Origin of the sequence: Streptomyces sp. NPDC091282 (assembly GCF_044757385.1) — a bacterium.
Classification (GTDB): Bacteria; Actinomycetota; Actinomycetes; order Streptomycetales; family Streptomycetaceae; genus Streptomyces; species Streptomyces gramineus.
In genome coordinates this window covers 817057-833847 of the sequence record NZ_JBIVUX010000001.1, presented here as the reverse complement: position 1 = coordinate 833847, position 16791 = coordinate 817057, and the positions used below count along the sequence as shown (strand labels likewise).

The window sequence follows — 16791 nt, the reverse complement described above, 5'->3', positions numbered from 1 at the left end:
GCGCGCCCACGTTCGTCGGGTGGTGCCCATGGGCAGAGCAGGAATCGCTGTTCCCCTAGTCCTTCTCGTGCTGACCGGCTGCAGTGCCGCCACGGCGTCGACCGCCGGCCGCCCCGCCGCGAGCGGGACGCCGGTCCAGGCGGCTCCCTCCGTCTCCGCGTCCGATTCGCCCGGCGCCACCGGGGATCCCCGTAATCCGCCCCGGCTCTTCGACGCGCAGCGGACGTTCGTCACGGCGGGCGGCAGGACCGGGCCCCACGTGTTCCCGGTGATCCCGGACATCCGGCGGGGAACCCTGGAGGTCGGGGTGATCTGCTCGGGCTCCGGGACCGTCGAGGTCAAGGTCGGCTCCCTGGTGAGCTACTCCGCCGTGTGTGCCGACGGCGACCCGGGCCAGAATGACGAGAGCGTTCTCTACCGCGACTACAGAAACGTTTCGGTGACCGTGACGTCCAGGACGCCCGGACCCCGGGGCCTCTCGGTGGGGTGGACCCGGTCCGTCGCCGAGCCGCGTGGCTGACTCCGGGTCACAGTGTCGGCTCCGCCCACAGGTCCGCCGGTACGACGCCGACGGAACGGCCGTGGGGATCCAGCAGGCGGCCGAGGAGTTTGTCCTGGCGCAGGGTGACGACCCGGTCGGCGATGTCCAGCGCCGGGTGGGCCGTGGCCAGTTGGCCCTCCAGGCGGACGATGTCGGCGAGCGAGTGCAGCGTGGCCTGGAGCACGAGGTTCTCGGGACCGCTGACCGCCGCGCAGTTGCGGGTCTCGGGCAGGCGGATGAGGGACTGCCCGACGTGCGGGAGGTCGGCGGGCGGCACCTTGGCCCAGAAGGTCACGGCGACCGGCCAGCCGCCCAGGGGACGGGCGAAGTCGCAGCGGAAACGGAGCAGACCGCTGCGGGTGAGATGCTCGATACGGCGCTTGGCGGTGGACAGGCTGACGTCCAGGTGCCGGGCGAGCGCCTGGTAGGAGATACGGCCGTCCTGGGCGAGGTGGGTGATCAGCGCACGGTCGACGGGCGTGGCCCCGGCGGTGCGCGGCGCGACGGCGGCCGCGACCGGAGGCGGCGTCAGGCGGGCGCGCTGGGCGGGGGCGAGGGCCGCGATGCGCCAGTGACCGCCCTCGGTGAACATGTGGGTGACGACCCGCGACCGTACGGCGGTGATGCCGGGCAGGTGCGGGAGCCGGTCGAGGGTGTAGCGGGACAGGGCCGACAGGTCCCGGGTGGCGACCGTGGCCAGCAGGTCGTGGCCGGTGGCGGTGCGTTCGATGGTGACCATGTGCGGGTGGGCGCCGAGGACCTCCGCGACCCGGGCCGTCGTCCCCGGCGCGCAGTCGATCACGACGTACGCCACACAGATCTGTTCGAGCAGGCGCGGGCCTGGGGAGAAGCCGACCCAGGCGGTGCCCTGGCCGCGCAGCCGGTCGTAGCGGCGGGCCACGGTGACCGGGTCGACGTCCAGGACACGGCCGAGTTCGGTCCAGGACGCGCGCGGGCGCAATTGCAGGGCGTTGATCAGCGCCAGCTCGTCCTCGCTCAGGAAGGCCGGGACAGCATCCTGCGGGTCATGGCTGGTGGAGCGAGAATCCTGCGTTTCGGGGCTTCGCCGCGTCACTCTCTCATTGTGGACCCACGGGCCCGCGACCGGCGGGCGGGGCTGAAGGAGGTCTGGATCCATGGCGTTCGCCGACTACCAGAACGAGATCTACCTCGACGGGCTGAGCGGGGTGGTGCCGCCGTTCCCGATGACGTACGACGATCTGGAGCCGCTGGCCCAGGCCGCGATGCCCGCCTCCGTGCGGTCGTACGTCGCGGGCGGCGCGGGCGACGAGCGGACCCAGCGGGCCAACGTCGACGCGTTCGAACGCTGGGGCCTGGTGCCGCGCATGCTGGTGGGGGCCAAGGAGCGGGACCTGTCCGTCGACCTGTTCGGGATGCGGCTGCCCGCGCCGCTGTTCATGGCGCCGGTCGGGGTGATCGGGCTGTGCGCGCAGGACGGCCACGGTGATCTCGCGGTCGCGCGGGCCGCCGCCCGCACCGGCGTGCCGATGGTCGCCTCCACGCTCAGCGTCGACCCGCTGGAACAGGTCGCCGCCGAGTTCGGCGACACCCCCGGCCTCTTCCAGCTCTACACGCCCACCGACCGCGGGCTGGCCGAGAGCCTGGTGCACCGGGCCGAGCAGGCCGGTTTCAAGGGGATCGTGGTCACGCTGGACACCTGGATCACCGGCTGGCGGCCCCGGGACCTGGCCACGTCCAACTTCCCGCAGCTGCGCGGGCACTGCCTGGCCAACTACACCAGCGATCCCGTCTTCCGCGCGCTGCTCGGCGGCCGGAGCCCCGAGGAGGACCCGCAGGCCGCCGTCGCCCTGTGGGCCGGCATCTTCGGCAACCCGCTCACCTGGGACGACCTGCCCTGGCTGCGGTCGATCACCGATCTCCCGCTGATCCTCAAGGGCCTCTGCCACCCCGAGGACGTCCGCCGGGCCAAGGACGCCGGTGTGGACGGCGTCTACTGCTCCAACCACGGCGGCCGGCAGGCCAACGGCGGGCTGCCCGCCCTCGACGCGCTGCCCGGCGTGGTCGAGGCCGCCGACGGGCTGCCGGTGCTGTTCGACTCCGGCGTGCGCACGGGAGCCGACGTCGTCAAGGCCGTGGCCCTGGGCGCGACCGCCGTCGGTGTCGGCCGGCCCTGTGCGTACGGCCTCGCCCACGGCGGTGAGGCCGGCCTCGTCCACGTGCTGCGCGCCCTGCTGGCGGAGGCCGACCTGATCATGGCCGTCGACGGCTATCCGACGCTCGCCGATCTCACGCCGGAGGCCCTGCGCCGCGTCCTGTGATCCGGCGCGGCCGCCGCCGGCCGGTGCCTGGTCGGTGCCCGGCCCGGACCGGGCTCCCCGCGGTCGCATCCGGCCACCGGTGAGGTGTGCTGGGGGAGTTCACGGCCGGGCCCGCCGGTCAGTGGCCGGTCGCGGACGGTGACGCGTTCGCGGTCAGGTCGGTGGAGAGCTGCCAGAGGCGGGCCGCGCGCCCGGGGTCCACGGCGTGCGCGGCGACTCCGCGCCGGACGCCGGGCCGGTGCGGGCCGGCCTCGACGGCGTCCTCGAAGTAGCGGCCGGTCACGCCCTCGACCAGCGGCGAGGCGGCGAGCAGGACGGAGGTCGCGGCGCCCTGCTCGATGTTCTTCCAGGACACGTCAGTGCTGGCGGGGTCGAAGGCAGCCGGGCTGTCGGTGATGTCGCCGATGTGCCGGCCGAGCCGGGTGCTCGTGATGCGGCCGGGGTTGAGGGCGTTGACGGCGATCAGGTCGGGCGCCCAGCGGCGGGCGGCCTCGACGGCGAACAGGACGTTGGCCGTCTTGGACTGGCTGTAGGCCGCCCACGGGTCGTAGGGGTGCCGGTCGAAGTGGGGGTCGTCGAAGAGGACGTCGCCGTTGACGTGGCCGACCGAGCTGACCGCGACCACGCGTGCGCCGCGGGCCGCCGTGAGGGCGTGGTGCAGGCCCGTCGCGAGGGCGAAGTGGCCGAGGTGGTTGGTGGCGAACTGCAGCTCCCACCCCTCCCGCGTCCGCACGAGCGGCGTGGCCATGACGCCGGCGTTGAGGACGAGGATGTGCAGGGGACCCTGCCAGGCGGCCGCGAAGGCGCGTACGGAGGTCTGGTCGGCGAGGTCGAGCGGGGCGGCCCGGACCGAGCCGGGGCCGTCGGCGGGGGTGATCTCCCGGGCGATGCCGGTGCCTGCCGCCAGGTCGCGGACGCCGATGACGACCTCGGCGCCGGCCGCGGCGAGCGTGCGGGCGGTCTCGCGCCCGATGCCGGAGGCGCCGCCGGTGACGACGGCACGCCTGCCGCCGAGGTCCAGGCCGCGGAGCACCTCGGCGGCGGTGGTGTCGGCTCCGAAGGGGGTGGTGACGGGGCGGTGGGACATGGCGCACTCCAGAGGGGGAGAGGGGACACGGCGGGCGCGGGGCGTGGCATGACGGCAGGTGGCGTCGTACGCTCTTATCCGGAACTGGTTCCGGTTCGCCTTCTCGACGGTAAGCGGAACCGGTTCCGGTTGCAAGGGGCGCGGGTCGAGGGGAGCCGACGACGGTGACAGGGATCGACGGAGGCGGGACGACGTCCCGCAGACCGTTGCGCGCGGACGCGCAGCGCAACGAGGACCGGCTGCTGGAGGCCGCGGCCGAGGTGTTCGCCGAGGAGGGGCCGGGCGCCTCGGTCAAGGACGTCGCCCGGCGGGCGGGCGTCGGCGTCGGCACGCTCTACCGCCGCTTCCCCTCCAAGGAACTGCTGATCGAGGCGGTGTACCGGCACGAGGTGCAGCGGCTGTGCGGGGCGGCCGAGGAACTGGCGGCGACCCTGCCGCCGGTGGAGGCGCTGCGGACCTGGATGGAGCGGTTCATCGACTTCATGGAGGCGAAGCAGGGGATGGCCGACGCGCTGCGCGTGATCCTGACGGACGACGGCGAGAAACTGCACACCCGGACGCTGCTGGTCGACGCCATCGCCTGGCTGCTCGACGCGGGCGAGGGGGCGCCGCCGGTGCCGCGGCCCGACGTCGACGCGCGGGACGTGCTGATGGCGCTCGGCGGGATCAGCCTGATGGCGGCCGGCGAGGAGCAGCGCGAACTGGCGAGCCGCCTCATCGACCTGCTGCTGCGCGGGGTCGTCGGGCACTGACCGCGCCGCGCGTCCCGGCGGGGCCCGGCCGGCGCCGCCCGGAATCCTGTTGAGGCACCGCCGCGGGTACGGCAGGGTCCTCGGCCATGGAGTTCTTCTGCTACCACCGTGACCGGGCCGGTTCCCTCCCGCTGCGCCGGGAGCTGATGGAGGAGCACTGGTCCTACATGGACCGGTACGAGGCCGAGCTGATCGCCCGCGGTCCGGCCTTCGCCGCCGACGGCGAGACGCTCGCCGGCAGCGTGCACATCGTCGGTCTGCCGGATCCGGCCGCCGCCCGCGCCTTCGCCTTCGACGAGCCCAACCACCAGGCCGGTGTCTACCGGGACGTGCTGCTGCGCCGCTGGCACAACCTGCTGGGCCGCACCATGTGGGACTTCCCCGGCGGCCGGACCGGCGGCGACCGCTACCTCGTCCTGGGCCTGGGCCCCCGACAGGCCTCCGCGGCCCCCGACGCCACCGCCCCCGACGCCACCGCCCTCGGCCTCCCGCCCGGCGTCGACCACGACGAGCTGATCGCCTTCGGCCCGCTGCTCTCCGACGACGCGGCCACCTGGGTCGGCACCGCGGCCCTGCTCCGCGCACCGGACCCGGACCGGGCGCGGACCGTGCTGGCCCCGCACCGGTACGCCGAGACGGCGGTGCACCCGTGGGAGTTCGGCGGCCGCCGCTGACGAACCGGGGCCACCGGGGCGCCTAGCCGGTCAGCGACGTCGCCAAGGCGTCGGCGAAGTGCGTGACGAGGTCCAGCCGAGGGCCGGCGCGTGCCACGCGGAAGCCGTGCCGGCGGCCGTGGAACGACGCCTGGACGGCGTGGAACTGCGCCCAGCGCCGCACGCGTTCGCGGTCGAGGTGCGCCGCCTCGGCGAAGACGTCCAGGAGCCGGTCGACCGTCCTGCTGAGGTCGTCGGCCCCCAGGAGGGACAGCGCGCGGGACTTGAGCAGCGTGCCGCCGTCGTACGCCGGATCCCCCGCCCAGCCCTTCGGGTCGACCGCGAGCCACGGTTCCCGGTCCGCCCGCAGGATGTTCCGCGCGTGCAGGTCGCCGTGGACGAGCGTGTCGGGCTGGTCGCGGCCCAGGTCACGGGCGGTGGCGACGGCCGCGTCCACCACGCGGGACGGCAGTTCGTGCGCCAGTTCCGCGGCGTCCCTGCGCAGTTCCGCCACCCAGGTGCCGACTCGGTCCCGCAGCCGGGGCAGACGCGCGGGCGCCGGGACGGCGAGGCGATGGTTCAGGCGGCCCGCGACGCGCATCACCGTCTCGTCGTCGGGCCGCAGGGCCGCCAGCGTCGACCTGTGGGCCCGTTCCAGCAGGAGGGCGAACCGGGCGTCGTCCCGCCGGTGCAGGAACACAGCCCCGCGGCCCGCCCACGCCTCGAACGCGTCCGGTTCGTGGACGTTGCCCGGGTGCGGGAAGGACACCTTGAGGACGAACCGCCCGGCGTCCGACGGCCGCCGCACCGGGACGATCACCCCTACGCCCCCGTGCGTCACCTCGCCGTCGGGTACGCACGCCCAGCGCTCCAGCAGGTCCTCGACGATCGCGGGGAGCCCGGCGATCCACGCCGCCCCGCGCGCGCCCTCGCGCTCGACGGTCCCGCGCGCCAGCCCTTCCGGAATGCCGATCACCCCGGCACCCTACGTGCCGCCGTACGGCCGCGTGTCCGGCGGCCCGGGACGACGCCGGCTCGTAGGCTGGCCGTGGCACGGAACCCGTCGGTGGAGGGCGCCCTCATGCGCAGCGGCTGGAGCAGCGGCGACGTCCCGGACCTCACCGGCCGGGTCGCCGTCGTCACCGGGGCCAACAGCGGGCTCGGATACGTCACGGCGCGCGAGCTGGCCCGCAAGGGCGCCCGGGTCGTGCTGGCCTGCCGGAGCGAGCCGCGCGGGCAGGAGGCGGGGGACCGGATGGCCGCCGAAGTGCCCGGCGCGCACATCGAGTTCGGGCTCCTCGACCTCGCGGACCTGTCCTCGGTACGGGACTTCGCGGCCTCGTTCCCGTACGACCGGCTCGATCTCCTCGTCAACAACGCCGGGTTGATGGCGCCGCCCCTGGGGATCACCGCGGACGGGTTCGAGACCCAGTTCGGGGTCAACCACCTCGGGCACTTCGCGCTCACCGGGCTGCTCCTGCCCGTCCTGCTGGCCACTCCGGCCGCCCGGGTCGTGACCGTCTCCAGCATGATGCACGTCGTCGCCACCGTCGACCTCGACGACCTCGGCGGCACCCGCCGGTACCGGCGCTGGATCGCCTACGCGCGCTCCAAGAGCGCCAACCTGCTCTTCGTGCACGAGTTGGCCCGGCGCGTGGACGCGCACGGCGGCGACCTCGTCGCGGCCGCCGCGCATCCCGGGTACGCGGCCACCAACCTGCAGACCGCCGGGCCGCGCGCCGAGGGGCGGCGCGCGGCGGAACGGGCGATGACCGCCGCGAACGCGGTCTTCGCCCAGTCCGCCGAGGCCGGTGCGCTGCCCACGCTGTACGCGGCGACCGCGCCCGGCGTGCGGCCCGACTCCTTCACCGGGCCCGCGATCGCGATGTGGCGCGGCGCCCCGGCCCCGTCCTGGCGCTCGCCCCGGACCCGTGACGACACCACGGCGCGGCGCCTGTGGGAGGCCTCGGAGCGGCTCACCGGGGTCTCCACCGCGACGGTCCTGAAGGAGATCTGAGGGGCCGCCGCTGCCGGCGGGTGCGCTACAGGGAGCCGCCGCTGTCCACCACCAGGTCGGTGCCGACCGCCGACGCGGCGTCGTCCGAGGCCAGGTACAGCACGGCCGCCGCGATCTCCTCGGTGGAGGAGACCCGGGCCAGGGGCAGGGTGGCACGGACCCGTTCCGCACGGTCCCCTTCCGTCTCGCCCGGGCGCAGCGACATCGGCGTGGCCGTCGCCCCCGGGCTCACCACGTTGATCCGCACCCCGTCCCGGACGTGGTCCAGCGCCGCGCCCCGGCTCAGCGCCGTCACCGCGGCCTTCGTCGCCGCGTACGCGGCGGCTCCCGGCGAGGTGACGTGGACGCCGAACGTGGAGGAGACGTTCACGATCGCGCCGCCCGCCGGCTGGGCGCGCATCCGGCGGATCTGGGCCTGCAGAGCCAGGTGCACGCCGGTCACGTTGACCGCCAGCTGCTCGTGCCAGTCGGTCTCCGGCAGGTCGGCCAGCGGCGCTCCGCCCCGGAAGATCCCGGCGTTGTTCACCGCGGCGTCCAGCGAGCCGAAGCGCGCCACGGCGGCGGCCACCACCGCCTCCGCGTCGCCCGCGCGCGAGACGTCGGCCGGTACCGCGAGCGCCTCGCCGCCCCGTTCCTCGATCAGGGCGACGGTCTCCTCCAGGGGCCGCTCACGGCGGCCCGCCACGACGACGCGCGCGCCCTCGGCGGCGAACGCCAGGGCGACGGTCCGCCCGATGCCGCTGCCGGCGCCGGTGACCAGGGCCGTACGGCCCGCGAAACGACGGCGGGCCGCAGCCTCGGTGACAGCCATCAGATGTCTCCTCCCGTCCGGGCGACGTCCCGCCCGGATTTCAGAACGATCGGTTCAATATCGAGGTGCGGCGCGGTGGTGTGAAGGGGGTGTCCGCGGGCCGTCCGCCGCTCCGGCGGTCTCCGTGCCGTCAGTCCAGCAGGGTCAGCACCTGTTCCGCCGCGTCCCGGACCCGGCCGGGGTCCGTCGACGCCTTGCCCACCACCCTGAGGCCCTGGAGCAGCACCAGCAGGGTGCGGGCCAGGGCCAGCGGATCGCGGTCGGCCGGCAGCTCGTCCTGGGTCACGGCCCGCGCCAGGGCCATGTGCAGACCCGTCTCGACCCGGTCCCAGTCCCGCTCGACACTGCGTGCGGCGGCCGGGTCGTGCGGGGCCAGCTCGGCCGCCGTGTTGGTCACCAGGCAGCCGCGCAGCCGCAGATCGTCGGCGGCGGCCTCGGCGGCGTACTGCCGGATCAGCGCGCATACGGCCGGCAGCGCCGGGCCCGGCCTGGACAGGTCCCGCAGGAGCGGCGGGAGGCGGTCCTCCTGGTAGCGCTCCAGCGCCTTCAGGTAGAGGTCGTGCTTGCTGCCGAAGGTCGCGTAGAGGCTGGCCCGCCCGATGCCCAGGTGCTCGACCAGGTCGGCCATGGAGGTGGCCTCGTAGCCGCGCCGCCAGAACAGCTCCAGGGCGGACCGCAGCGCCGCGTCGGGGTCGAACTCCTTGGTCCTGGCCATGCCCCAGAGGCTAGATTCAACCGGAACGATCAGTCAAGTATCGTCGGCTCCGGTACGACGCCTCCTGCGCGCTCCGGTGCGCCGCCCCCGGCGCCCCCGCGTGCTCCGCCGCGACCGCCCGTACCGCGTAGGCGGTCACCCGCACCGTCCCGTCGTCCAGGCACCGGCCGGTGGCCAGGTCGAAGCGCTGCCTGAGCAGCGGCGAGGCGACGAACGGGCGGCCCCGGTGGGTGCCGGTCAGACCGCGGGACAGGACGGCCGCGCCGCCGAACGGGTCGCGGTTGTCGAGGGCGAAGAGACGGTCCGACCGGTCCCGGAAGACGGCGGCCTGGCTGCCGTCCGGAAGCAGCGCGGCCACACCGCGGCCCGGCGTCAGCCGGTCCAGGCCGCAGACCGTGAACCAGCCGTCGTCCAGGCGGAGCTGGACCGTCAGGCCGATGGTGCCGAGGGCCGTGGTCATCGCGGGGCGCTTCCTTCCAGGACGTCCCGCGCGGGACGCAGGCCGATCGACAGCAGGGGCAGGTCGGGCTTCACCTGGTCGCGCTCGGGCACGAACCCGACGACCGGATCGGGTGTGCCGGGCGCGTTGACGAAGGACACGAACCGGGCGAGCCGGTCGGGGTCGGCGAGGGTCGCCGCCCACTCGTCGGCGTAGTGGGCCACGTGCGCCGCCATCAGGGACTCCAGTTCCTCGCCGATCCCGAGGGAGTCGTCGACCACCACCTCCCGTACGTGGTCGAGGCCGCCCGGGATCCGCTCCAGCCACGCCGACGTGCGCTCCAGGCGGTCCGCCGTACGGATGTAGAACATCAGGAAGCGGTCGATCAGCCGGACCAGCCCGGCGTCGGTCACATCCTGGGCGAGCAGGTCCGCGTGGCGCGGAGTGGCACCGCCGTTGCCGCCGACGTACAGGTTCCAGCCCGCCGCGGTCGCGATGACGCCGAAGTCCTTCGACCGGGCCTCCGCGCACTCCCGCGCGCAGCCGGACACCGCCGACTTGAGCTTGTGCGGGGACCGCAGGCCCCGGTAGCGCAGCTCCAGGCCGATCGCCATCCGGACCGAGTCCTGCACGCCGTACCGGCACCAGGTCTGTCCGACGCACGACTTCACCGTGCGCAGCGCCTTGCCGTACGCGTGACCGGACTCGAAGCCCGCGTCCACCAGCCGTCGCCAGATCAGCGGGAGTTGTTCCACCCGTGCGCCGAACATGTCGATCCGCTGGCCGCCGGTGATCTTCGTGTAGAGGCCGAAGTCGCGGGCGATCCCGCCGAGCACGATCAGGCCCTCGGGGGTGATCTCACCGCCGGGGATGCGCGGGACGACCGAGTACGAGCCGTTCTTCTGGAGGTTGGCGAGGAAGTGGTCGTTGCTGTCCTGGAGCGCCGCCTGCTCGCCGTCCAGCACGTAGCCGCTCGCGCCGATCGTCGGGGCGAGGGAGGCGATGACCGAGGCCACCACCGGCTTGCAGACCTCGCAGCCGTCCCCGCCCCTGGCCTCCTCGCGGCCGTACCCGTCGAGCAGTTGGCGGTAGCCGGTGAGGCGCAGCGCGAGGACGATCTCGTACAGCTCCTGCCTGGTCCGCGCGAAGCAGCCGCACAGGCCGGTGTCGGCCCGCACGCCGGACGCCGCCAGTTCGTCCGTGACCAGGCGGCCGAGGACCTTGACGCAACTGCCGCAGCCGGTACCGGCCTTGGTGCACCTGCCGACCTCCGGCACGGTGGTGCAGGCGTGCCCGGTCACCGCGGCGCGGACCGTGCCCTTGGTGACGTTGTGGCAGGAGCAGACCACCGCCGTGTCCGGGAGCGCGGACGGGCCGAGGCGGGCGCCGCCGTCCGCGCCGGACGGCAGCACCAGCGACTCGGGCGGGACCGGCGGCACCGCACCGGTGAAGGCCCGCAGTGTCCCGTACGCCTCCGCGTCGCCGACCAGGACGCCGCCGAGCAGCGTGCCGTCCCGGCCGACCACCAGCTTCTTGTACAGGCCCGAACGGGCGTCGGAGTATACGACGTCCAGGCAGCCCTCCGTCGTCCCGTGCGCGTCGCCGAAGGAGGCCACGTCGACGCCGAGCAGCTTGAGCCTGGTGGACAGGTCGGCGCCGGTGAAGGCCGACTCCTCCCGCGCGATGGCGGCCGCGGCCGTCGCCGCCTGCGCGTACCCCGGTGCCACCAGCCCGTACACCCGGCCGTCCGCCGCCAGTGCGCACTCGCCGATCGCGAACACGCGCGGGTCGTCCACCGTACGGCCCTGCTCGTCGACGGCGATGCCGCCGCGCTCGCCGACGGACAGGCCGCAGTCCCGGGCGAGCTGATCGCGCGGGCGGACGCCGGCGCTGAACACCACCATGTCGGCGGCGAGTTCGGAGCCGTCGGACAGCCGCATGCCGGTGACGGCACCCGACGGGCCCGTCACGATCTCCTGGGTGCCCACTCCCGTGCGCACGCGCAGGCCCTTCTCCTCGACGGCGCGCAGCAGGGCCGCGCCGCCGCCCGCGTCCACCTGCGCCGGCATCAGCCGGGGCGCGAACTCCACGATGTGCGTGGTGAGTCCGAGCCCTTGCAGCGCGCCCGCCGCCTCCAGCCCGAGCAGGCCGCCGCCGACCACGGCGCCCACGGCCGCGCCCGACGCCGCGTACGCCTCGATCGCCAGCAGGTCCTCGATCGTGCGGTAGACGAAACAGCCCTCGGCGTCGCTGCCCGGGACCGGCGGCACGAACGGGTACGAGCCGGTGGCCAGGACGAGCGTGTCGTAGCCGAGGACCCGCCCGGACCTGGCCGTCACCCGCCGCGCGGCGCGGTCGACCGCGACCGCCGGGTCGCCGAGGCACAGCTCGATGCCGTGCGCGTCGATGAAGGCCCGGTCGGTCAGGGAGAGTTGGTCGACCGACGTGCCGGTGAAGTACGACGTGAGGGCGACCCGGTCGTAGGCGGGGCGCGGTTCCTCGCAGAGCACGACCACGCGGTGGGTGGCGGTCAGGCCGCGCTCGGCCAGCTCCTCCAGGAAGCGCTGGCCGACCATGCCGTGCCCGACGAGCACCAGGGTGGGCGCGGTCGTCGGGGCGGCGGTCATCGGGAGCCTCCGGCACGGGCGGACGCGCCGGGTACGGTGTCGTGGCCGGGGCGGGTCCGGGCGTCGCCGCCGGTCACCGCCGCACGTGTGGTCGAGGTCATGCCCAGGAGCGTGCGGCGCCGACGTTACCCGGCCGCATCCCCGCTGTTTCCCGTGCGGAACGCTGCGCTCCTCGGGGGCGGGTGAGGGGTGTGAGGGTCAGCGGCTCGACGTCAGGTGGGCGAAGACGACGACGTTGCCCTGGTAGCCGGTGGTCCGGGAGTAGCCGCCGCCGCAGGTGATGACCCTGAGTTCGGGGCGTGGCGCGGCTCCGTAGACCTTCTCGTCGGGGAAGTCGCGGGCCTGGTAGACCTCGACCGCGTCGACCGTGAAGACGGCCACGGACCTGTCCTGGCGGTCCACCTCGATGGTGGCGCCGCGCTTGAGGGCGCCGAGGTCGTAGAAGACGGCGGGGCCCTCGGTGTTGTCCACGTGCCCGGCGACGATCGCGGTGCCGGTCTCGCCGGGCGCGGTGCCCGACTCGTACCAGCCGGCGAGGTTCTTGTCCGCGGCCGGCGGGACGTCGAGGCTGCCGGCGGCGGTGAGGGCGAGGCCCATCAGGGGCGCGTTCACCCGGATCGCGGGGATGCGGATGCGGGTGGGCGGGGAAGGGGGCAGCGCGGGGGCTCCGAGGCGTTCCTCGCCGGGATCGGGGCGGCCCTCGGCGGCGGACGGCTGGGGCGGCGCGGTGTGCGGGCCGGAGAAGGGGCCGAGCAGCCAGACGCCCGAACCGAGCGCCACGACGGTCACGGCGGCTATCGCGGTGTCCCCGATCCTGCGCATGCGAACCCCTTTGTCGGAGGCTGGAGCTTCTGACGCGGGGGAGAGGGCGCCCGGAGGCGGCCTGACCCCCTACCCCCTCCGGGCCGCGAGGGGCGTCGGACCCGGAGGGGGTGGGATGTGCGGTACCGGCGGACGGACAGCGGAGGGTGTCCGTCAGATCCCGTCGCCTCTCGCCCGGCGATGCAGGAGCCAGGTACCGCCCGCGGCGGCGACGGCCAGAGCCGTCACGCCCGCCGCGGTCTGCACGGGGTCGGTGCCCAGGGCGCCGACCCCCGTCTTCACACTGCCGTGGGGCTGGATCTGCCCGCCGGCGGTCGTCAGTGCCACCGTCAGGTCACCGGTCACCTGCCGGTGCCCGTCGGCGCACTTCGCGACGATCTCGTACGTCCCCGGTTGCGCGCCGGCCGGCACCTGGAACTGGCCGATCGCCTCGCCCTCGTGGGTGCTGGGCGCGAGCGTGAACGTCCCGGCGCCCACCGAGCCGGCGTCGCCGACCGCCGACGACTCCTTCCCGCAGGCCGCGGTGTTCGCGGAGACCACGGCGCCCGGCGCCGTGGTCGACGGGTAGACGTCCAGGCCGCCGGTACTGCCGCCGTACGCCGGCGCGGCGGCGAGACCGGCCGCGGCCACGGCGAGCGCGGCCCCGGTCAGCGGACGGACAGTGCGTCGCATGGTGCTCCCTCGTCGAACTCGTCCCACTTCCTTGCTCTTCCGAGGTAAAAGCAGGCGGGCCGGGCCCGCTCCCTGAGATTCCGTCAGGTGTGGGATGAATGGGTGTCACGGGGAGGGGCGCGGGCGGCGGTTGTGAGGGAGTTCCGGCAGGTCACGGGGGGTGTGAGGGCTCTAGTATGAAAAGCACACGAACGGCGGGCCCCCGTGGGGAGTGAACGGGTGACCGGAGCCGCACCCCGCCCCCGGATCATGATCCCGGCCGGCCTCCTGATCCGGATCGGGTTCCGGATCAGGTTCCGGACCGGGTTCCGGATCGGGCTCGGGATCGGGCCCCGGATCAGGCCCCGGATCGGGTTCCGCGACGGAAAAAGCCCGCCGGAATTCCGCCCCCGGAACACCGGACGGGCATCCCGGCATCCCGGCTGCGGAGGGATTGCGCGGTGCGGGATTCGGCCGAGACGGTTTCCGGCTCCGAAGGATTCGGCGGCGACGATTTCCGCCTCGACGGTTTCGGTTTCGACGGTGACGGATTCGACGGTGACGGATTCGGCGGTGACGGTTTCGACCGGGGCGCGTCGGCTTCTTCGGTAGGGCGCCCGCCGTATCCGCCGTATCCGCCGTATCCGCCGTTTCCGTCACCTCTCCGTCCGCGGCCGTCAGCCTCCCTGCGGTGTCGACCGGATCGCCGCGATGTCGAACTGCAGGCGCACCGTCTCGCTGACCATCGCGCCGCCCTCCGCCAGGCGGGAGTTGTAGGACAGACCCCAGTCCATGCGGTTGATGGTGGTGGTGCCGTCGAAACCGACGCGCTCGTAGCCGAAGGGGTCCGTGACGTTGCCTATGTAGGTGAGTTCCAGGTCCACCGGGCGGGTCGTGCCCTTGATGGTCAGGTCGCCGGTCATGACGTACACGTCGGGGGACTTGAGACGGACCGCCGTGCTCTGGAAACGCATCCGCGGGTGGGTCGCGGAGTCCAGGAAGTCGCGGCCGACCAGGTGGGCGTCCCGCTGCTCCACGCCCGTGTCGACGCTCCCCGTGGACAGGATGATCTCCGCCTGGGACCGGGACGGGTCCCGGCCGTCGAAGTAGAGGCGGCTCTTGTACTCGGTGAAGGATCCGCGGACCGTCGTCACCATCGCGTGCCGGACCGAGAAACCGATTCTGCTGTGCGCCGGGTCGATGATCCACTCGCCGGTGAGGGCGGCGAGGGCGGGGTCGAGGAGAACCGGGGCCGAGGCGGAGGAGGCGGGGGCCGCCGTCGGACGCGGGGGGACCGTGGGGGTGCGGCGGGACGTGTGGGGGCGGCTGAACAAGTTCATGGATCATCTAGTTAGTGCACTCGGAGAATTGCCGCAAGTACGCGACGCGGGGCCGGAGTTCACGAATTGCGTACGCCGTCACCGAACACGCACATCGCTGCACGGCATCACCATGGAATCCACCCGGGAAGTGCCCGCATTGCACAGGCCCGGTGAATTCCGAATTGCGGCTCCCGTCATTTCGTGACGCGTGACGCGCGGTGTGCCGCCCCGGCCGGTCGGCCGGGGCGGCCTCGTCGGATCCGCGAGCCGTCGCTCAGTTCACGTTCACGGCGCTCCAGGCCGCCGCCACCGCGTTGTACTCGGTGCTGCCCGCGCCGTACAGGTCCTTCGCCGCGTTCAGGGTCGCCGTCCTGGCGCCCGCGTAGTTGGTCGAGGACGTCATGTAGACCGTCAGCGCGCGGTACCAGATCGCGCCCAGCTTGTCGTGGCCGATGCCGGTGACCGTCGAGCCGTTGTACGTCGGCGAGTCGTAGCTGACGCCGTTGATGGTCTTCGGCCCGCTGCCCTCGGCCAGCAGGTAGGCGAAGTGGTTGGCGACGCCGGAGGAGTAGTGGACGTCCAGGTTGCCGACCGACGAGCTCCAGTAGTCCGCCGAACTCCCGTCCTTCGACGGCTTGTCCATGAAGCGCAGGGCCGCCTTGCCGAAGCCGGGACGGACGATCTTCTCGCCGATCAGGTAGTCACCCGGGTCGGAGGGGTTGTTCGCGTACCACTCGACCATCGTGCCCAGGATGTCGGAGGTCGCCTCGTTCAGGCCGCCGGACTCGCCGGAGTAGGTCAGCGCCGCGGTCTTGGAGGTGACGCCGTGGGTCATCTCGTGGCCCGCCACGTCCAGGGCGACCAGCGGACCGAAGGTGGTCCCGTCGCCGTCGCCGTAGGTCATGCAGAAGCAGCTGTCGTCCCAGAAGGCGTTGTTGTAGTTGTTGCCGTAGTGGACGCGGTTGTACGAGCCCTTGCCGTCGCCCGCGATGCCGTTGCGGTTGTGGACGTTCTTGTAGTAGTCCCAGGTCTCGTTGGTGCCGTACTGGGCGTCGACGGCCGCCGAGGCGCGGTCCGAGGTCGCCCCGGTGCCCCAGTGGTTGTCGGCGTCCGTGAACACCGTCGACGGCGCCCGGACGATGCAGATGCCGAAGATGCACAGGTCCGTCTTGTTGGCCGCGTCCCCCGTGTACGTGTTGCCGCGGGTGGGGTCCGTGAGGTTGTACGACGAGCCGGACTGCGTCGTCTGGAGCGGGACCGTGCCGCTGTAGAGGGAGCTGCCGTCGCCGGTCGCGGTCTCGATGCTGTCCCAGGCGTCGATCTGGGCGCCGGTGCGGGCGTTGGTCAGCACCGTGCGGGCGACCGGGTTGCCGAGCGAGTCCTTGCCGACCGCGTTGGTGCGCCAGGCCAGCTTCGGGGTGCCGTGCAGGGCGTCGACGACCAGCTCGGGTTTGGCCTTGACCTGCTTCAGCGCGTCGCCGAGGTTGGCCGCCCGCAGCGCGTTCACCGCGAGGTCGGCGGCCTTCGGGGCGGATATGTCCGGGACGGTCGAGGAGAGGGATATCGTGCTCCGGGTCGCCCGGTCGGCGCCGCGGTAGGCGCCGTCCGCCTTGAGGTGGACGACGAAGTCGCCGCCGAGAACGGGGAGCTGACGGTAGGTCCGGTCGTACCGGACGTGCTGGGTGCCGTTCCTGTCGACGATCACGTCCCGGACCCGGGTGTCCTCGGCGGAGGTGAGTCCGAGGGTGCCGGCGTAGTGGACGAGCGCCTGCGCCGCGTTGTCGATCGCGGTGGCCCGGGTCGGTCTCGTGTCCGCGTGGGCGGCGGGGGAGAGCGCGGCGGCCAGCAGGGTCGCGGTGGTGGCGGCGACGCCGGCCGTGGCGAGGCGGGATACGCGGGGATTCCGTGTCCGGCTCATCAGTCTCCTTGGGGAGGCGCCTCGAAGGCGTGGGGGTGGCGCTGATGACGACAGCGATTTAAGAGGCCATGACAACCCATGTCCATAGCGCCTCCATGGAGATGTGTGTGGGGGTGAAGGGGGTGGAGAATCCTTT

15 protein-coding genes and 1 pseudogene are annotated in these 16791 nt (G+C 73.6%); 5 read left to right on the top strand and 11 right to left on the bottom strand.

The features are described 5' to 3' along the window. Positions 1-28 precede the first annotated feature (28 nt). Positions 29-520 carry a hypothetical protein gene (locus tag ACIQOE_RS03805; RefSeq protein ID WP_401409491.1) on the top strand — a complete coding sequence of 164 codons (492 nt, stop codon included), beginning with the start codon at positions 29-31 and terminating at the stop codon, positions 518-520. A gap of 7 nt (positions 521-527) precedes the next feature. Here ACIQOE_RS03805 and ACIQOE_RS03800 read toward each other — a convergent pair whose 3' ends face one another. After that, the gene (locus ACIQOE_RS03800) at positions 528-1616 is read right to left on the bottom strand and encodes an Lrp/AsnC family transcriptional regulator (RefSeq protein ID WP_401409489.1); all 1089 of its coding nucleotides are present in this window, start codon (positions 1614-1616) and stop codon (positions 528-530) included. A gap of 61 nt (positions 1617-1677) precedes the next feature. Here ACIQOE_RS03800 and ACIQOE_RS03795 point away from each other — a divergent pair, with 61 nt between their 5' ends. After that, positions 1678-2841: a lactate 2-monooxygenase gene (locus ACIQOE_RS03795; protein WP_401409487.1), complete on the top strand. Its 1164-nt coding sequence runs from the start codon at positions 1678-1680 to the stop codon at positions 2839-2841. 118 nt (positions 2842-2959) lie between these two features. Here the strand turns inward: ACIQOE_RS03795 and ACIQOE_RS03790 are convergent, their stop codons facing one another. Beyond that, positions 2960-3928: an SDR family NAD(P)-dependent oxidoreductase gene (locus ACIQOE_RS03790; RefSeq protein ID WP_401409485.1), complete on the bottom strand. Its 969-nt coding sequence runs from the start codon at positions 3926-3928 to the stop codon at positions 2960-2962. 164 nt (positions 3929-4092) lie between these two features. Here ACIQOE_RS03790 and ACIQOE_RS03785 point away from each other — a divergent pair, with 164 nt between their 5' ends. Both ACIQOE_RS03785 and ACIQOE_RS03780 read left to right on the top strand, forming a co-directional pair. Beyond that, positions 4093-4680: a TetR/AcrR family transcriptional regulator gene (locus ACIQOE_RS03785; protein WP_365563510.1), complete on the top strand. Its 588-nt coding sequence runs from the start codon at positions 4093-4095 to the stop codon at positions 4678-4680. A gap of 86 nt (positions 4681-4766) precedes the next feature. Continuing rightward, on the top strand, positions 4767-5354 hold the full coding sequence (locus ACIQOE_RS03780; protein WP_365563512.1) for a YciI family protein: 588 nt from the start codon (positions 4767-4769) through the stop codon (positions 5352-5354). A gap of 22 nt (positions 5355-5376) precedes the next feature. Here ACIQOE_RS03780 and ACIQOE_RS03775 read toward each other — a convergent pair whose 3' ends face one another. Next, complete coding sequence (locus ACIQOE_RS03775; protein ID WP_401409482.1) at positions 5377-6309, bottom strand: aminoglycoside phosphotransferase family protein; 933 nt, start codon at positions 6307-6309, stop codon at positions 5377-5379. Between the two features lie 105 nt (positions 6310-6414). Here ACIQOE_RS03775 and ACIQOE_RS03770 point away from each other — a divergent pair, with 105 nt between their 5' ends. After that, positions 6415-7350, top strand: a complete 936-nt coding sequence (locus ACIQOE_RS03770) for an oxidoreductase (RefSeq protein WP_401410097.1) — start codon at positions 6415-6417, stop codon at positions 7348-7350. Positions 7351-7375: 25 nt separating this feature from the next. On the opposite strand, the gene ACIQOE_RS03765 is transcribed toward ACIQOE_RS03770, so the two are convergent. The 8 genes and pseudogenes from ACIQOE_RS03765 to ACIQOE_RS03730 all read right to left on the bottom strand — a co-directional run bounded on the left by ACIQOE_RS03765 (position 7376) and on the right by ACIQOE_RS03730 (position 16655). Then, complete coding sequence (locus tag ACIQOE_RS03765; protein ID WP_365563521.1) at positions 7376-8161, bottom strand: glucose 1-dehydrogenase; 786 nt, start codon at positions 8159-8161, stop codon at positions 7376-7378. Between the two features lie 130 nt (positions 8162-8291). Further along, on the bottom strand, positions 8292-8876 hold the full coding sequence (locus ACIQOE_RS03760; RefSeq protein WP_401409480.1) for a TetR/AcrR family transcriptional regulator: 585 nt from the start codon (positions 8874-8876) through the stop codon (positions 8292-8294). 115 nt (positions 8877-8991) lie between these two features. Beyond that, positions 8992-9336, bottom strand: a pseudogene (gene nirD / locus ACIQOE_RS03755) (nitrite reductase small subunit NirD); the annotation flags it as partial. Next, positions 9333-11942 carry a nitrite reductase large subunit NirB gene (nirB, locus tag ACIQOE_RS03750; protein WP_401409478.1) on the bottom strand — a complete coding sequence of 870 codons (2610 nt, stop codon included), beginning with the start codon at positions 11940-11942 and terminating at the stop codon, positions 9333-9335. The gene nirB and the pseudogene nirD, both read right to left, overlap by 4 nt. Before the next feature lie 198 nt (positions 11943-12140). Beyond that, a complete protein-coding gene (locus ACIQOE_RS03745; protein WP_362645866.1) occupies positions 12141-12764 on the bottom strand; it encodes a class F sortase in 624 nt (207 codons plus the stop codon). A 153-nt stretch (positions 12765-12917) separates the two neighbouring features. Beyond that, positions 12918-13436, bottom strand: coding sequence for a hypothetical protein (locus ACIQOE_RS03740; protein ID WP_351319716.1), 519 nt, complete (start codon positions 13434-13436; stop codon positions 12918-12920). Between the two features lie 656 nt (positions 13437-14092). Then, the gene (locus tag ACIQOE_RS03735; RefSeq protein WP_401409476.1) at positions 14093-14755 is read right to left on the bottom strand and encodes a YceI family protein; all 663 of its coding nucleotides are present in this window, start codon (positions 14753-14755) and stop codon (positions 14093-14095) included. 256 nt (positions 14756-15011) lie between these two features. Continuing rightward, positions 15012-16655, bottom strand: a complete 1644-nt coding sequence (locus tag ACIQOE_RS03730; protein ID WP_401409474.1) for a M4 family metallopeptidase — start codon at positions 16653-16655, stop codon at positions 15012-15014. Between the last annotated feature and the right edge of the window lie 136 nt (positions 16656-16791).

What these genes read in the sequence shown, in the direction of transcription:
- ACIQOE_RS03805 (WP_401409491.1), top strand. Translation starts at nt 29, where the DNA reads ATGGGCAGAGCAGGAATCGCTGTTCCCCTAGTCCTTCTCGTGCTGACC.
- ACIQOE_RS03795 (WP_401409487.1), top strand. Translation starts at nt 1,678, where the DNA reads ATGGCGTTCGCCGACTACCAGAACGAGATCTACCTCGACGGGCTGAGC.
- ACIQOE_RS03790 (WP_401409485.1), bottom strand. Translation starts at nt 3,928, where the DNA reads ATGTCCCACCGCCCCGTCACCACCCCCTTCGGAGCCGACACCACCGCC.
- ACIQOE_RS03780 (WP_365563512.1), top strand. Translation starts at nt 4,767, where the DNA reads ATGGAGTTCTTCTGCTACCACCGTGACCGGGCCGGTTCCCTCCCGCTG.
- ACIQOE_RS03770 (WP_401410097.1), top strand. Translation starts at nt 6,415, where the DNA reads ATGCGCAGCGGCTGGAGCAGCGGCGACGTCCCGGACCTCACCGGCCGG.
- ACIQOE_RS03765 (WP_365563521.1), bottom strand. Translation starts at nt 8,161, where the DNA reads ATGGCTGTCACCGAGGCTGCGGCCCGCCGTCGTTTCGCGGGCCGTACG.
- ACIQOE_RS03760 (WP_401409480.1), bottom strand. Translation starts at nt 8,876, where the DNA reads ATGGCCAGGACCAAGGAGTTCGACCCCGACGCGGCGCTGCGGTCCGCC.
- nirB (WP_401409478.1), bottom strand. Translation starts at nt 11,942, where the DNA reads ATGACCGCCGCCCCGACGACCGCGCCCACCCTGGTGCTCGTCGGGCAC.
- ACIQOE_RS03745 (WP_362645866.1), bottom strand. Translation starts at nt 12,764, where the DNA reads ATGCGCAGGATCGGGGACACCGCGATAGCCGCCGTGACCGTCGTGGCG.
- ACIQOE_RS03740 (WP_351319716.1), bottom strand. Translation starts at nt 13,436, where the DNA reads ATGCGACGCACTGTCCGTCCGCTGACCGGGGCCGCGCTCGCCGTGGCC.
- ACIQOE_RS03735 (WP_401409476.1), bottom strand. Translation starts at nt 14,755, where the DNA reads ATGAACTTGTTCAGCCGCCCCCACACGTCCCGCCGCACCCCCACGGTC.
- ACIQOE_RS03730 (WP_401409474.1), bottom strand. Translation starts at nt 16,655, where the DNA reads ATGAGCCGGACACGGAATCCCCGCGTATCCCGCCTCGCCACGGCCGGC.